Source organism: Winogradskyella aquimaris, assembly GCF_042676105.1.
GTDB classification, from domain to species: Bacteria; Bacteroidota; Bacteroidia; order Flavobacteriales; family Flavobacteriaceae; genus Winogradskyella; species Winogradskyella aquimaris.
Map to the genome: position 1 here is coordinate 689,141 of NZ_JBHTJQ010000016.1, position 16,569 is coordinate 705,709.

Here is a 16,569-nt window from a genome sequence, read left to right on the forward strand (position 1 = left end):
ATTATTTTTTTTATCTTTAACACTTTAACTAATAAAATTAAGATTAAGAACAATGAAAAGATTATTTTCTATTCTTGCCATAACATGTTTAATGGCTATCGGAACTGTTAATGCCAATGCAACTACATTAGCAACTACAACAGCAACAGTAACAAGTATAACTCAAGATGCTGATGACACAGCAAGTGAAGACTTGAGTTTCCATCAAGAATTAAAAAAGCGTTTTATTGAAGGTGGCCCAGGCTTTATGGGTATTGTATTATTATGTTTAATTCTTGGTTTAGCAATCGCTATTGAGAGAATTATCTTTTTAAACCTTTCAACAACAAACACTAAAAAATTAACTCAAAATGTAGAAGATGCGCTTGCATCTGGTGGTATTGAAGCTGCCAAGGAAGTTTGTAGAAACACAAAAGGACCAGTTGCATCTATTTTTTATCAAGGTTTAGATAGAGCAGACGAAGATATTGATGCTGCTGAAAAAGCTGTAGTAGCTTACGGTGGTGTACAGATGGGTCAGTTAGAAAAGAATGTATCTTGGATTTCTTTATTTATTGCATTAGCACCAATGCTTGGTTTCATGGGTACGGTAATTGGTATGATTCAGGCCTTTGATAAGATTGAAGCAGCAGGTGATATGCAGCCATCATTAGTAGCAGGTGGTATTAAAGTAGCACTTTTAACAACAGTATTTGGTCTTATTGTGGCTATTATTCTTCAGATTTTTTACAACTATATCATCGCTAAGATCGATAGTATTGTAAATGATATGGAAGATGCATCAATTACATTGATGGACTTATTAGTAAGACACAAAAAATAAAAAAGACCAATTAAAATTATGTTACACAAAATATTAAAAATAGTAGCTTTAATTCTCAGCGTACTTGGTATTGTTTTTCTTGGAAGAATAATTGCCAAAGGCGATGAGGAGATTAAAGCGGCAGCCTTAGCAGGTGATACTGCTATTGTAGATCCGATGGCAATTATAGCTTATATTACATTAGGTCTTGTTTTACTATTTGTAGTGGTTTTTGTATTAAAAAATCTATTTACAAATACGTCAGGACTAAAAAACACGTTAATAGGTGTAGGGGCTTTTGCTGCGGTATTAATTATTTCTTATGTAGTTTCTGGTGGTGATACCATGAAGTACAAGCTACAGGAAGGAATAGCAACAGAAGGACAATCCCATATGGTAGGTGCTGGTTTAACAGCGTTCTACATTTTGATTATTGTTGCAGCATTAGCAATGATATTCTCGGGAGTCAAAAAAGTAATTAGTAAATAATAAGGTATGGCAAAAAGAGCAGCACCAGAAGTAAATGCAGGTTCAATGGCTGATATTGCCTTCTTACTGCTTATCTTTTTCTTGGTAACAACAACTATAGAAAAGGATAAGGGACAATTACTTGGATTGCCTCCAATTCAAGATGAAAATGTTGAACCTCCTATCATTAAACAAAAGAACTTATTTACTGTTCTTTTGAACCGAAAAAATCAGCTGTTGGTTGAAGATAATCTTATGGAAGTTAAGGACTTAAGACAAGCAGCTATTGATTTTATAGATAACGGAGGTGGTACAAATGCAGAAGGTGAAACTTGTGATTACTGTAAAGGTAAAAGAGACCCATCTTCATCAGATCATCCTGATAAAGCAATTATTTCCTATAAATACGATAGAGAAACATCGTATGAAAAATATATTGAGGTACAGGATGAGCTACTTGCAGCTTACGCTTTTTTAAGAGATAGAGAAGCCCAGCGTCTTTACAATAGGTCATTTAAATCCATGCTTGAAGAAAAGGCTAAAAACCAATTCAAGAAAGATGAGAAGTTAAATGATCAGATAAAAAGGATTCAGAAGATGTATCCTCAGATATTATCTGAAGCAGAACCAGACAAAAATTAAAAAGTAACAATTATGTCAAAGTTTAAAAAAGGAAAACAAGGAGATTTGCCAGCTATTTCAACGGCATCTTTACCAGATATCGTATTTATGTTACTTTTCTTTTTCATGGTAGCAACTGTAATGCGTGATAGTTCTTTAATGATAGAGAATAGATTGCCAGGTGCAAATCAAGTAGAGAAGCTTGAAAAGGATAGAACAGCTTTTATCTATGCAGGTAAACCGAGTTCCCAGTTCAAACAGTTAGGAACCGAACCTCGCATTCAGTTTAACGATGCTATTATCAGCGTCGAGGAAGTTCGATCAAGTGTTCTTGAAGCACAATCTAATCTAGTTGAAGAATTACAGCCTAAATTTGTGGTTGGTCTTAAAGTAGATAAAGAGACACACTCAGGTTTAGTTTCTGATATTAAACAAGAACTTAGGCTTGCAAATACATTAAAAGTAATGTATATCACAAATGCCAAAGCTGAATAATAATCTTAATTTTTTATACTTAAAACGCTCTGAGTATTCAGGGCGTTTTTGTTTTATATCGTTTAAAGATTTTGTAGATTTAACTTTATGAAAAACATCTTCTTTATAGTTTTAGTTACTTCGGGCTTTCTTGGGTTTACACAAGGTAGTGATGACAAAGATAAATCCGAGTTGTATAAAAACTATCGTGAAGATCAGTTTTACATTTCCGTAACTTATAATCTGCTAAGCCAAAAGCCAAGTGGTGTTAATCAAAGTGGTTTTTCTACAGGTTTTCATTTTGGCTTCATAAGGGATATGCCTATTAATAAAAAGCGAACGGTTGCTTTAGGGATTGGTTTGGGATTATCCACTAATTCGTATAATCAGAATATGGCAATCACAGAGGTAAACAACCAAATAGAATTTAATATTATAAATGAGAGTGAGATTAATGTATCAAAGAATAAATTCACTACATATCTACTCGAAGTACCTTTTGAGCTGAGGTGGAGAAAATCGAGCCCAACAACCTATAATTTTTTAAGAATCTACCCTGGTTTTAAGTTTGGTTATCTTTTTTATAATTCATCAAAACTTAAAAGTAGCGATGGTGATGTTAAACTTTCAAACATAGATAGTTTTAATAGACTTCAATATGGATTTACTCTAAGTGCGGGTTATGGCACTTGGAATGTACACGCCTATTATGGTCTTAATGCCATATTTGGGGATTCCACAAAGTTAGATGGTGCTGCATTAGATATGTCTTCTTTTAAGATAGGTTTGATGTTTTATATACTATAGCCAAAATTGCATAAACACTAATTGAGGTAAGAGCCCTGTAAATACACCAATAATGAGTTCTTGATTGGTGTGTGCTTTTAAATGTAATCGAGAAGTAGCTATCGCTCCAAGTATAATCATCATTAATGCTATGGTACCATTGATATTGATTTTATAATGAATACCAACCGCAACCGCAAACATAAAAAATCCTGAAGCGGCTATCATATGTATGCTGGCTTTGATTTTAAAAATAGCCATGATAAAACACGCTAGCGTAGAACATAATATTCCTAAAAAGAAATAGAACAGTTCAGTTATTTCATTAGGTGTTAAAACTCTAATTAAAATAAGAGTTATGATAACACTATTGATAAGTAGTGGTATTAATCGTTCCTTGGTACTTTTTAGATAAATGGTATCTACCTTATTTATGGTTTTTAGCAAGAAAAATAAAAGAATTGGAAGTATAATGGTTAGAATAACTATAGAGAAAATCTTCGCATTTTGTAAAGGTTTTGGGATATAACGTGGTGTTTTATGAAAGTAAAACATAACACCAAGTAAGGGCATAATCAAAGGATGAAAAACAAATGATATACTCTTTAATAGAAAGTTTTTCATCAATAGCTGCTATTATAGTTCTTTTCTCAACCTTGCCACAGGAATATCTAATTGTTCTCTGTATTTTGCAACTGTACGTCTCGCTATCGGATAACCTTTTTCTTTCAAAATTTTAGATAGTGCCTCGTCAGTTAAAGGTTTCTTTTTGTTTTCTTCTTCAATTACAGTCTCAAGAATTTTTTTGATTTCTCTAGTAGAAACTTCTTCACCTTGGTCGTTAGTCATAGATTCCGAAAAGAATTCCTTTATTAATTTAGTCCCATAAGGGGTGTCAACATATTTACTGTTAGCCACACGAGATATTGTGGAGACATCCATATCAATCTCGTCTGCAATATCCTTAAGAATCATAGGTCTTAATTTACGTTCATCACCAGTTAAAAAGTACTCTTTTTGATAATGCATGATGGCACTCATAGTAACAAAAAGGGTTTGCTGTCGTTGTCTTACGGCTTCTATAAACCATTTTGCAGCATCTAACTTTTGTTTTATAAACAATACCGCATCTTTTTGAGCCTTGGATTTATCTTTAGCATCTTTATAACCTTTTAACATGTTACTGTATTCTCTAGACACATGTAACTCGGGCGCATTTCTTCCATTGAGAGTAAGTTCAAGCTCTCCGTCAACAATTTTGATGGCAAAATCAGGAACAATGTGCTCTACAATTTTATTGTTACCGGCATAAGAGCCACCTGGTTTTGGGTTAAGCCTTTCTATTTCTTCAATGGCGCTTTTAAGTTGCTCTTCATCTATCCCAAACTTTTGCATCAGTTTTTTATAATGCTTTTTGGTAAACTGCTCAAAAGCTTTGTCTATAATTTTACCTGCAAGTTCTATATCTGGATGTTGTTCTTTTCTGTGTAATTGGATACTTAGGCATTCTTGAAGATTTCTAGCACCTACACCAGCAGGATCTAATTGTTGCACAATCTTAAGTACTTTTTCTACCTCATCTTCAGTAGTATATATGTTTTGGGTAAAGGCTAAGTCATCGGTAATATCAGTTAAGGAACGCCTTATATAGCCACTCTCATCTACACTACCCACTAAAAAGTACGCAATTTCTTCCTCTTGGTCGGATAGTCTGAAGGTATTAAGTTGATTGATTAAATGTTGTGTAAAGGATGTACCAGCTGCATAAGGCACATTTTTTTCTTCATCATCAGAGCTGTAGTTGTTAGCTTGGGTACGATAATCAGGTATTTCGTCATCGCTTAAGTACTCATCCACATTTATATCATCGGCATCTATAGTCTCATTATCATCAAATTCATCTGCTGAATTGTCAAAATCATCAAATTCATCAGCAATAGGTTCATCTTTGCCAGTATCCAGAGCAGGATTTTCTTCAAGCTCTTGTTTTAATCGTTGTTCAAAAGCTTGAGTAGGAAGCTGTATCAACTTCATAAGTTGAATTTGCTGAGGTGACAGCTTCTGTGATAATTTAAATTGTAAATATTGTTTTAGGGACATGGAAATTCTATTGTTATAAAAATAATAAAAAACCTCTGAGGTTTAGTCATACCACAAAGGTTTAATCATGATTTTTAAAACTCAGCATTCTGAGGTGTTCTTGGGTAAGGAATCACGTCCCTTATATTATTCATGCCAGTTGCAAACATTACAAGTCTTTCAAAACCTAGACCAAAGCCTGAATGTACTGCTGTACCATATTTTCTAAGGTCTAAGTACCACCATAATTCCTCTTCTGGAATATCTAAAGCTTTCATCTTTTCTTTAAGGACGTCTAAACGTTCCTCACGCTGAGAACCACCGACCATTTCTCCAATGCCTGGAAACAAAATATCCATGGCTCTTACTGTTTTTCCGTCCTCATTTAGGCGCATGTAAAATGCCTTAATATTGGCGGGATAATCAAATAAAATTACTGGGCATTTGAAGTGTTTTTCAACTAAATAGCGTTCATGCTCAGACTGTAAGTCTGCTCCCCATTCTTCAATTATATACTTAAATTTCTTTTTCTTGTTGGGTTTGCTGTTTCTCAGAATATCGATGGCTTCTGTATAGCTTACTCGTTTAAAATTATTGTCTACAACAAACTTAATTTTTTCAATAAGGTTCATTGGGCTACGTTCTGCTTGAGGAAGACTTTTTTCAGCATCTTGTAATCGTTTATCTAAAAACTCTAGATCTTCCTTATTGTTTTCTAAAACATAACCTAAGACAGATTTAAGAAAGTCTTCTGCCAAGTCCATATTTCCAGCCAAGTCCATAAAAGCTACTTCTGGTTCAATCATCCAAAATTCAGCCAAGTGACGCGATGTGTTCGAGTTTTCAGCTCTAAAAGTTGGTCCGAAAGTGTAGACCTTTCCCAAGGACATGGCGTAGGTTTCTGCTTCCAGTTGCCCAGATACGGTAAGGTTGGTCTCTTTACCAAAAAAGTCTTCTTTATAGTTTACCTCACCATCTTCCGTTAGAGGTGGCTTTTTGGCATCCAATGTACTTACTCTAAACATCTCACCTGCACCTTCGGCATCGCTACCAGTAATAATTGGTGTGTGCATGTTATAGAAGCCGTTCTCTGTAAAATATTTATGTATGGCAAATGACAATGCAGATCGTAAACGCATTACCGCACTAAACGTATTGGTTCTTGTACGTAAATGAGCATTCTCTCTTAAAAATTCAAAGGTGTGCTTTTTAGGCTGAATAGGATAAGTTTCGGGATCAGAGTCACCTAAAACTTCTAATTCCTTTACCTGTATTTCTACCGATTGCCCTTTACCTTGGCTTTCTACTAATTCACCTTTTATCTGTAATGCAGCACCTGTAGTAATACGTTTTAGAAGTGCTTCATCAAAATTTTCAAAATCTACAACACACTGAATATTATTTATGGTAGAGCCGTCATTTAAGGCTATAAAGCGGTTAGCTCTAAACGTTCTTACCCAGCCGTTTACGGTAACATCTTGTAAAATGATATCTTCTGATAATAATTCTGCAATTGATTTTGTTGTCATTTTAATTTATTTTGAAAATGCTAAGATAAATCTTCTAATCGTTTTTTATAGAGTCTTCTTCATCGTCTTCTGAAGGGATGATATCTATAGTAGGTTTTCGCAGTACTTCCTTGTTGGCGATATTACGTTCCAGTGATAATAATAGTGACGGTAACAACAGTAAATTAGAAAGCATTGCAAATAACAAGGTTATAGACACCAATGCACCTAGTGCAACAGTGCCACCAAAACTAGAAATGGTAAACACAGAAAAACCAAAGAATAAGACAATAGAAGTGTAGAACATGCTCACCCCAGTTTCTCGTAAAGCAGCATAAACTGATTTTCTGATTTTCCAATGATTGGCTTGTAACTCTTGTCTGTATTTAGCTAAAAAATGGATGGTGTCATCTACCGAAATACCAAAAGCAATACTAAATACCAATATCGTTGAAGGCTTAATAGGCACACCTAAATAACCCATTAATCCAGCTGTTACCAATAAAGGTAATAAATTAGGTATAAGCGATACAATAATCATCCTAAACGAACGGAACAAATAAGCCATGAATAAGGAGATTAAAAATATGGCCAGTGATAATGAAATAACAAGGTTTCTTACCAAATATTTAGTGCCTTTTTGAAAAACCAAGGCTTTACCAGTCATGGTAACCTCATAACGTTCCTCAGGAAATACTTTATCTATTTTATTTTGAAGATTTTCCTGTATGCGTTCCATTTTATCAGTTCCTATATCCTTCATAAAAGTGGTAATACGCGCATACTGACCAGTACTATCTACAAAGTTTTTCAGCAAATCCACTTCCGATGAAGAATTCTTGGCATATGAGAGAATAAAACTGTTTTCTTGGCTCGTTGGCAATTGGTAATATTTGGGATTACCATTGAAATATGCTTGCTTACTATATTTTACTAAACTAACCACAGAAATAGGTCTAGATAGTTCTGGTGTCTCTTCAATGAGCTCTTCTAATTTTTCAATACGTTTCAAGGTTGCTAATTTCATAACACCCTTTTTACGTTTGGTGTCTACCATTATTTCTAGTGGCATAATACCGTTAAACTCTTCTTCAAAAAAGCGTATATCTTTAAAAAATTGCTTGTTTTTAGGCATGTCTTCAATTAAGCTACCTGAAATCACCATACGATTAATGCCAATCATACTCGCCATGATGAGGATAAAAGCTGTGACGTAAATCGTAATTTTTTTATGCTTTACCATGCGCTCAATCCAGTCAACAAAGCCTCCAATCCATCGCTTGTTTAAGTGCTCTAAATGGCGGTCTTTCGGGTAGGGTAAGAATGTATACATTATAGGAATAATGAGCAAGCACAGAATAAATATGGCCAATATGCTTAGTGAAGCAACAATACCAAATTCCTTAAGCAACGTACTTTCAGTTAATATAAAAGTCGCAAAACCAGATGCTGTAGTCACATTGGTCATTAACGTTGCGTTACCTACCTTAGTGATAACACGTTGAAGTGATTTTACTTTATTACCATGAGACCTTACCTCATGTTGGTATTTATTGATCAGGAAAATACAGTTGGGTACACCAATAACAATGATTAATGGTGGGATTAACGCTGTAAGTACCGTGATTTCATAACCCAATAATCCTAAGATACCAAAGGTCCACATAACACCGACACAGACTACAATAAGAGAGATAAAAGTTGCCCTAAAAGATCTGAAGAATAAAAAGAAAATCAATGAAGTAACAAATAAGGCTGCGCCTATAAATATGGGTATTTCATCAACAATATTTTGGGAATTTAGTGTTCGGATATAAGGCATGCCTGACACTTTCACATCAAGCTTTGATGTTGCCTCAAAATCTTTTATTTGCTTTTCAAGAACATCAATAATAAAGTCTTTCCTTGCTGATGTATTTACGATGTCTTTCTTTAGATATATAGCAGTGCGCAAAGTTTTGGTGTCTGCATTAAATAAAAAATTGTCGTAAAATGGATACTTTTTAAAGAGATCTTCCTGGAGTTTGTTGATCTGCTCTAGGCTAGAAATAGAATCTTTGATAAACGGTTCGAGATCAAATTGCTGGTCTTTAGTGTTTTTAACTAATTTTTGAAGATCTTTTATCGATATGACAGTTTCAACTTCATCATAAGATTTAAAAGACTCAGCAAGATTATTCCAAGCATTAAATTGTTCTATTTTGAAAACACTTGTGTCTTTTATCCCCAGAACAATAAGATTACCCTCTTCCCCAAAAACCTTTAAAAAGTCATTGTATGTGAGATTTACTTCATGGTCGTCGGGCAACATATTAGCTTCAGTGTAGGTAAAGCGCATATGTTTCCATTGCATACTTAAAAACACAGTTGCCAGAATAATGGCTATAAGTATGAAGATTTTATTACGAAGAATAATCCTCGCAACACCCTCCCAAAATCCTGCGGTTAATAGTTTAAACATCTATAAAATAATGTGTCTTTAAGTTGCAAATAATTCCTTGATTAGAAACGAGCCGCAAAGGTAGAAAAAACCTAAGGATTAGCTAAGGAATTAACACTAATATAATAGTACAAATGTTTGTTTTTAAAAGTTGTAAATTCTTTAGGATTTTAGAAGAATTCGATGCTATTATTTAAAATTTAGGTCGCTGGATTTGGTATGGCAGCATGAACATCGTTTATGGCTTTTAAAATATCATCTGATAAACTAATATTGATACTATCTATATTTTCTTCTAACTGTTTTAAGTTGGTCGCTCCAATAATATTGCTTGTTACAAATGGTCTTTGGTTAACAAATGCCAAAGCCATTTGAGCTAAAGACAGTCCGTTATCTTCCGCTAGTTTTAGGTACCTTTTTGTTGCTTCGGTAGCCTGCTCACTGCTATACCTTGCAAATCGAGGGAATAGTTTTAATCTGGCATTATCCGCGGCTGTACCTTTAATATATTTACCCGATAATACACCAAATGCCATTGGTGAATATGCCAATAACCCAATGTTTTCTCTATGTGACACTTCAGCTAAATCACCTTCAAAGGGTCTACACAATAATGAATATGCATTTTGAATGGTAATCATTCTTGGTAAGTTATTGTGTTTGGCTTCTTCCAAATAGCGCATTGTACCCCAAGCTTTCTCATTGGATAAACCTATTTGTCTTACTTTGCCGGATTTGATAATTTCGTCTAAATTGTGTAAAATTTCATTAAAATTATCCTCCCAGCCATCGTTCTTATCATGCACATAATCTCTAACTCCAAAGGTATTAGTGTTGCGTTCTGGCCAGTGCAGTTGGTATAAATCGATATAATCTGTCTGCAATCGTTTAAGACTATTATCTACAGCTTCGTTTAAGGCTTGTTTACTAAAACCAGTTGTTCTAATATGAGCCGTGTAATCTCCTGGTCCCGCAATTTTTGTTGCTAAAACAACCTTATCTCTATGACCTGTTTTTGCAAACCAATTTCCTATAATACGTTCTGTTTCCGCATATGTTTTTGCTTCAGCTGGAACAGGATATAATTCCGCAACGTCAAAAAAATTGACCCCTTTATCCAAAGCCATATCCATTTGGGCAAATCCTTCGTCTTGTGTGTTTTGATTGCCCCAAGTCATGGTGCCTAAGCAAATTTTGCTGACTTTTATATCCGTGTGAGGTAAAGTTGTGTATTTCATATCTACTTCCTGCGATACCAGGAGTTTTTTAATATTAAACTTTATTTATAAGAACTTCTATGCTACGTTCTGAATGGCAAAATGTAATTGAAATAATCCAATGCAAAAATAGTAAGACCTTTCATGTTGTTAAAACACAAAAGGTCTAAATCTGTGTTAAGGTTTTAATCGTAATAACTTCCTGCTTACATAGGGATACTGATTAAATGTCATTCAATAATTTTGAAATCTCATCTAACTTAGGTGTCAAAATCACTTCAATTCTTCTGTTTTTTGCTCGGCCTTCGGAGGTGTTGTTAGTTGCTATAGGAGCATATTCTCCGCGACCAGCCGCTGTTAGATTCTCTGGATTGATAGCGTTGTTTTCTCTTAAGATATTTACAATGGCCGTTGCGCGTTTTGTAGATAAATCCCAGTTACCACTTAATTGGGCATTGCCTTTGTAGGGTACATTATCTGTATGGCCCTCAATTAAAATAGCGATATCGGGATTTTCAGCCAAGACACTTCCTAACTGTTTAACAGCTTGTTTTCCTTGTGCACCCACATACCAACTACCAGATTCAAAAAGTAATTTATTTTCCATTGAAACATAAACTTTTCCATCACGTTGTTCTACTGTAAGTCCTTTTCCTTCAAAATTAGTTAAGGCTTTTGATATCGCATCTTTTAACGCACGCATATTGGCATCTTTTGCGGCAATTACATTTTCTAATTCAGCAACACGTTGCGATCTGCTTTCTAATTCCTTTTTTAATTTTTCTAAACGTTCATTTTCAGCGGCAAGAGCTTGTTCTTTTGCTTCTAATTGTGCTAAAAGTTCTCTGTTTTTTTGAGAATTCTTTGCAATTTCGGCAGAACTGTTTTTTTCTAGTGCATCATACGATGCTTTTAGATTATCTAGATTATTTTTTGTAGCAGCATAATCTGAACGAAATTTATCTCTTTCTTTTATTGCATTTTCATAAGCTGCTTGCAAACTATTTAAGTCATTAGTTAATTTGTTCTTGTCTGCCGAAAGTACTTCTAGTTCATCTGTTAATGCTCTGTTCTCCTTTTTGAGGTTGGCGTATTTGTCTTCCAGGTCTGTGTATATTTTTTTAGATACACAAGAGGTCAGCGTCAATAGTAAAAGTGCTATTAATGAGAGTTTTTTTGTCATAACGTATAGTTGATAAGAAAGGGTTATAAATCTAGTTCTAATAAAATCGGGCAGTGGTCACTATGTACTGCTTCTGTGAGTATAACGCTTCGTTTAATTTTTTCTTGTAATGGCTCACTAACCATGGCATAGTCTAAACGCCATCCTTTATTATTTGCCCTGGCATTGGCTCTGTAACTCCACCATGAAAATTCTTGTTTTTCAGGGTGTAAATATCGGTAACTATCTATAAAACCGCTATCTATAAAGTTACTTAGCCATTCGCGTTCTTCTGGCAAATAACCAGACACACCTTTCATTTTTGGATTATGAATGTCAATCGGTTCATGACAAATATTGTAATCGCCACAAATAACAAGATTAGGTATTTCTTTTTGCAGATTATTCAAATAATCATGAATCAAGTCCATATATTCAAATTTATGAGATAATCGAGCATCATTAGTCCCAGAAGGGAGATACATACTCATAATAGATACCGCATCATAATCAACTCTTAGATTTCTGCCTTCTTGATCCATGGACTCGATTCCGGTACCAAATTCTATATGATTTGGTGCAGTTTTACATAAAATAGCAACACCACTATAACCCTTTTTCTGGGCACTAAACCAGTAGTTATACTCATAACCCGCTTCTTCAAATAAATCTAAATCGAGTTGATCTTTCATAGCCTTTATTTCTTGTAAACAGATAACATCAGGACTAGTGGCCTTTAACCAGTCTATAAATCCTTTATTTATGGCTGCTCTTATGCCGTTTACGTTATATGAGGCGATTTTCATAGTGCTTTAAATTGCTAATTTTTGTTATATTCTTCGGTATTCCGCTAAAATAAATAATAGAGTACTTTTACACTATTATTTTACGTCTATTTTAACGATAAAATATTTGCGATTTTACGAAGTTATATCATAAGATGAAGCGCTTTCTTTTCTTTCTATTTATTGTGGTTTCTTTTGGGATTTATGCTCAAAAGGATATAACAGGTTATAGTAACAAACGAATTGCTGTTAAGGATTCTATGCTTATAGATTCTGTAAGTATAAATCCTTCAAAATTTATAGTAAAAACTAAGACAGGGAGCATTATTGATACCTCACTTTATAGCATTGACTATTCAAAGGCCATATTAAAATTTAAACAACCCATGACTTTGGATTCTATTGATATCGAATATTTAAGATATCCTGATTTTATAACCAAAGTATATAAACAGTTAGATGATAAGGTCATTGTAGACCGTTCCGTGACAGGGATAGAAACTTTGTACAAACTAGAAAATACATCGACTAGTAATAACTTCACTCCTTTTGATGGCTTAACAACGTCGGGTAGTATTTCTAGGGGAGTAACGATTGGCAATAATCAAAATTCGGTGTTAAATAGTGAGCTTGATTTACAAATTTCAGGAAAGTTGAGTGATAAGGTATCCCTAAGAGCTTCCATACAAGATGCAAATATTCCATTGCAAGAAGGCGGATATTCCCAGCGCTTAGATGAGTTTGATCAGGTGTTTATCGAGTTGTTTAGTGATAACTGGAACATAAGAGCTGGCGATATAGACTTGGTAAACACAAAAAGTTATTTTGCCAACTTTTCTAAGCGCGTTCAAGGTCTGTTGGTTAATGCTAACCTAAGTGATAAGACTTCTGTTTTTGCTTCGGGATCCTTGGTTAGAGGGCAATTTACCACCACACAGTTTACTGCTCAGGAAGGTAACCAAGGACCATATAAATTAAGAGGGCCAAATAACGAGTTGTTTGTGCTAATAGTTTCTGGTAGTGAAACGGTTTATGTAAATGGAGTGCCCTTAGAACGAGGTGAAAATCATGATTATATTATTGACTACAATGCTGGCGAACTCATTTTCAATTCAACTTATCCCATAACTTCCGAAATGCGGATTACTGTTGATTATCAGTTTAGTGAGCGTAATTATTCCCGTTTTACGGTTTTTGGAGGAAGTACGTATGAAACCGAAAAATTACAATTAAATGTATCGGTTTACTCTGAAAGTGATGCAAAAAACCAGCCATTGCAGCAAAATCTATCTACAGAGCAAACCCAGATTTTAGCCGATGCTGGTGATGATACTGGTCTCATGGTTGCACCTTCGGCAACGGAAGAATCGTTTTCAGAAAATAGAATTTTGTATCGTAAGGAAATTGTAAATGGTGAAGAGATTTTTGTCTTTTCTCAAAATCCAGAAGATCAGTTGTTTCGAGTTAGGTTCACTTTGGTTGGTGCAAACCAAGGGAATTATGTGCTAAGTAATGATAATGCGGTCAGTAATATATTTGAATACGTTGCACCCATTGGAGGTGTTCCGCAAGGAAATTACGAACCAGTGACACAGCTTGTGGCGCCAGAGCGTCTTCAAATAGCAGTAATGAATGGTCGATATCAACCCACTGAAAAAACAGATGTGTTTTTTGAATTGGCAGGAAGTAAAAATGATATCAACCTATTTTCCAGCTTAGATGATGACGACAATGATGGGTTTGCAGGCAAACTCAGAGTTAATCAAAAACTAATCAAACAAGATAGTCTTTGGAATTTATCTGCGTTGGTAGATGCTGATTTTATTCAGGAAAATTTTAGAACCATTCAACGTTTGTATAGGGCAGAATTTAACCGTGACTGGAATCTTGAAGACAATAGAGACGATCAAGGCAATTTCATTTTGGGCAACCAATTATTATTAACATCAGGTCTGCAATTGTCGCATGCTAAGAAAGGAATGGCGTCCTATAGTTTTGAATATTTAGATTATACCAACAACTTTAACGGAAATAGACATAATCTTATGGCAGATTTACGATTAGGAAATTTTAGAGTATTTTCTAATTCGAGTTTTCTTAATAGTGAAAGTACAATTAATCGCTCTACCTTTTTAAGGTCTTTTAACCGATTGGTGTATGCAAAAAACAATAAATGGGTTGGTGCAAAATTTGCAATTGAAGACAACGAACAAAGTGTTATAGCCACAGACTCTTTAACTCCTTTAAGTCAGCGATTTTCAGCTTACGAAGTTTTTACTGGTATAGGCGATAGTACCAAAGTATTTGCCGAGATTGGCTACATTAAACGTTATAATGATAGTTTACGCAATAATAGTTTAGAGCGAGTTAATGCTTCCAACACATACTATTTAAAGTCGCGCTTAATTCAAAACAAAAACACCAATCTACAGCTGTTTATAAATTTCAGGGACCTAAAGGCAAAAGATAACACCTCTGTAGACGAACAGAGTTTAAATAGCCGACTAAATTACAATCAAAAACTGTTCAATAATCTGGTGCTATGGAATACGAGTTTTGAAACCAATTCGGGAACCTTGCCACAGCAAGATTTTACCTATGTAGAGGTTGAAGCTGGACAAGGTGTTTACACTTGGATAGATTATAATGAAAATGGGATACAGGAACTCAACGAGTTTGAAATTGCCCAATTTACAGACCAAGGTAACTATATAAGAGTACTGCTACCCAATCAAGTTTTTGTTCGGACGCATCAAAATCGATTAAGCCAATCGCTAACCATAAATCCAATACAATGGAGTACGTCCGAAAATAAAACCAAAAAGTTCTTCTCTCATTTTTACAACCAAACCTCGTACTTAATTGATAGGAAGATAAGGCGTGAGGGCAATAATTTTAATTTGAATCCATTTGAGGCTGATGAAGACAACCAACTGGCATTAAATAATAGTGTTAGAAATGTGTTGTTTTACAATAGAGGGAAGCAACGATATACCACATCATATACCTATTTAACCAATACAAGTAGAAGTTTATTATCTATAGGGTTTCAGGAAAATAAATTGGCCAATCATCAATTGAATTTTAATCACAAGTTTGCAAATAATTGGCTCATTAATGCACTGACAAGTTTTGGTACAGAAGAGAGTCTCAGTGAAAATTTTGCCAATAGAAATTTTAAGATTAATGAGGAACGATTTCAGCCCAAGTTGTCTTATTTATTTAGTGAAAATGCGCAGTTTGATGTCTTTTATCAATACACCTCAAAAGAAAACACCATTGGTGGTTTAGAGGCTTTATCTCAGAACAATTATGGTTTTTCGTTTACATACAACAATGCCGCAAAAATTGCTTTAACGGGCGAATTTAATTTATTTCAAAACACCTATGAAGGAAACCCAAATACGCCTGTGGCTTATCAAATGTTAGAAGGTTTGCAACCAGGAAAAAACTTTACTTGGAGTCTGTTGGCACAAAAGAAACTGACGAAGTTTTTAGATTTGAATCTCAATTATTTTGGTCGTAAAACCGAAACGGCTAAAACCATTCACACAGGTACCATTCAGTTGAAAGCTTATTTTTAAAATTAATTAATATTCTACGCAACCTATATAGAAATTATGTATCTATGCTTTATAATGTTGTTATGAAATTAAGATTATAAAGAATTTAATAATTGATAAAAATGAAAAAAACACTTTTAGTGGTGCTATTACTCTGTACCACATTCGCACTTAATGCTCAAGAACAGAATAATACAGATGATCCTTTTTATGCGAAACATGAAGTAAAGCTCAATGCTTTTATACTTGTTTTAGGTGCTGTTGAAGTGGGTTATGAATATCTTTTAGATGATGAATCTGCGTTGGGTATGAGTATTTTTTTACCATATGATAAGGAAATAAAGGATGAGATACAGTATTATATTTCTCCTTATTATCGCTATTATTTCGGCAAAAAACATGCAGCTGGTTTTTTTCTTGAAGGATTTGGAATGCTTAATCGTGCTGATCGTGATATTGATTTTTTGTTTGACGATGATGAAGATAATTGGGTCACAGACTTTGCATTAGGTATTGGCTTAGGTGGAAAATGGGTAACAAAAAAAGGGCTCATTGGTGAAATAAATTTTGGAATTGGTAGAAACCTGTTTGAATCTGGTGACACAGATTATGATTTTGTAGGGAAATTTGGAATTACAGTTGGCTATAGGTTTTAGCCTCATTT

General features: G+C 34.4%; 14 protein-coding genes. 7 read left to right on the forward strand and 7 right to left on the reverse strand.

Annotation, left to right across the window (positions count from 1 at the left end; all coding sequences use genetic code 11):
- Positions 1–52: 52 nt before the first annotated feature.
- The 5 genes from ACFQ1K_RS13090 (at position 53) to ACFQ1K_RS13110 (ending at position 3,172) form a co-directional block, all read left to right on the forward strand.
- Positions 53–823: a MotA/TolQ/ExbB proton channel family protein gene (locus ACFQ1K_RS13090; protein ID WP_320554308.1), complete on the forward strand. Its 771-nt coding sequence runs from the start codon at positions 53–55 to the stop codon at positions 821–823.
- A gap of 18 nt (positions 824–841) precedes the next feature.
- The gene (locus ACFQ1K_RS13095; protein ID WP_320554307.1) at positions 842–1,291 is read left to right on the forward strand and encodes a hypothetical protein; all 450 of its coding nucleotides are present in this window, start codon (positions 842–844) and stop codon (positions 1,289–1,291) included.
- Between the two features lie 6 nt (positions 1,292–1,297).
- Positions 1,298–1,912 carry an ExbD/TolR family protein gene (locus tag ACFQ1K_RS13100; RefSeq protein WP_320554306.1) on the forward strand — a complete coding sequence of 205 codons (615 nt, stop codon included), beginning with the start codon at positions 1,298–1,300 and terminating at the stop codon, positions 1,910–1,912.
- Between the two features lie 12 nt (positions 1,913–1,924).
- A complete protein-coding gene (locus ACFQ1K_RS13105) occupies positions 1,925–2,386 on the forward strand; it encodes an ExbD/TolR family protein (RefSeq protein WP_320554305.1) in 462 nt (153 codons plus the stop codon).
- An 87-nt stretch (positions 2,387–2,473) separates the two neighbouring features.
- On the forward strand, positions 2,474–3,172 hold the full coding sequence (locus ACFQ1K_RS13110) for a porin family protein (protein ID WP_320554304.1): 699 nt from the start codon (positions 2,474–2,476) through the stop codon (positions 3,170–3,172).
- On the opposite strand, the gene ACFQ1K_RS13115 is transcribed toward ACFQ1K_RS13110, so the two are convergent.
- The 7 genes from ACFQ1K_RS13115 to ACFQ1K_RS13145 form a co-directional block, all read right to left on the reverse strand.
- Positions 3,167–3,775, reverse strand: coding sequence for a hypothetical protein (locus tag ACFQ1K_RS13115; RefSeq protein ID WP_320554303.1), 609 nt, complete (start codon positions 3,773–3,775; stop codon positions 3,167–3,169). The genes ACFQ1K_RS13110 and ACFQ1K_RS13115 overlap by 6 nt on opposite strands.
- A 12-nt stretch (positions 3,776–3,787) precedes the next feature.
- On the reverse strand, positions 3,788–5,251 hold the full coding sequence (gene rpoN, locus ACFQ1K_RS13120) for an RNA polymerase factor sigma-54 (protein ID WP_320554302.1): 1,464 nt from the start codon (positions 5,249–5,251) through the stop codon (positions 3,788–3,790).
- A gap of 74 nt (positions 5,252–5,325) precedes the next feature.
- Positions 5,326–6,759 (reverse strand): asparagine--tRNA ligase, encoded by a 1,434-nt coding sequence (gene asnS / locus ACFQ1K_RS13125; RefSeq protein ID WP_320554301.1) that lies wholly within the window; start codon positions 6,757–6,759, stop codon positions 5,326–5,328.
- 34 nt (positions 6,760–6,793) lie between these two features.
- A complete protein-coding gene (locus ACFQ1K_RS13130) occupies positions 6,794–9,199 on the reverse strand; it encodes an efflux RND transporter permease subunit (RefSeq protein ID WP_320554300.1) in 2,406 nt (801 codons plus the stop codon).
- A 179-nt stretch (positions 9,200–9,378) separates the two neighbouring features.
- Positions 9,379–10,416 carry an aldo/keto reductase gene (locus ACFQ1K_RS13135; RefSeq protein WP_320554299.1) on the reverse strand — a complete coding sequence of 346 codons (1,038 nt, stop codon included), beginning with the start codon at positions 10,414–10,416 and terminating at the stop codon, positions 9,379–9,381.
- 202 nt (positions 10,417–10,618) lie between these two features.
- Positions 10,619–11,578 carry an OmpA family protein gene (locus tag ACFQ1K_RS13140; RefSeq protein ID WP_320554298.1) on the reverse strand — a complete coding sequence of 320 codons (960 nt, stop codon included), beginning with the start codon at positions 11,576–11,578 and terminating at the stop codon, positions 10,619–10,621.
- 23 nt (positions 11,579–11,601) lie between these two features.
- Positions 11,602–12,363 (reverse strand): exodeoxyribonuclease III, encoded by a 762-nt coding sequence (locus tag ACFQ1K_RS13145; protein ID WP_320554297.1) that lies wholly within the window; start codon positions 12,361–12,363, stop codon positions 11,602–11,604.
- 134 nt (positions 12,364–12,497) lie between these two features.
- On the opposite strand from ACFQ1K_RS13145, the gene ACFQ1K_RS13150 reads away from it, so the two are divergent.
- Together ACFQ1K_RS13150 and ACFQ1K_RS13155 are read left to right on the forward strand one after the other, a co-directional pair.
- Positions 12,498–15,926, forward strand: a complete 3,429-nt coding sequence (locus ACFQ1K_RS13150; RefSeq protein ID WP_320554296.1) for a hypothetical protein — start codon at positions 12,498–12,500, stop codon at positions 15,924–15,926.
- A 101-nt stretch (positions 15,927–16,027) separates the two neighbouring features.
- On the forward strand, positions 16,028–16,561 hold the full coding sequence (locus tag ACFQ1K_RS13155) for a DUF3575 domain-containing protein (RefSeq protein ID WP_320554295.1): 534 nt from the start codon (positions 16,028–16,030) through the stop codon (positions 16,559–16,561).
- The last annotated feature ends 8 nt before the right edge of the window (positions 16,562–16,569 follow it).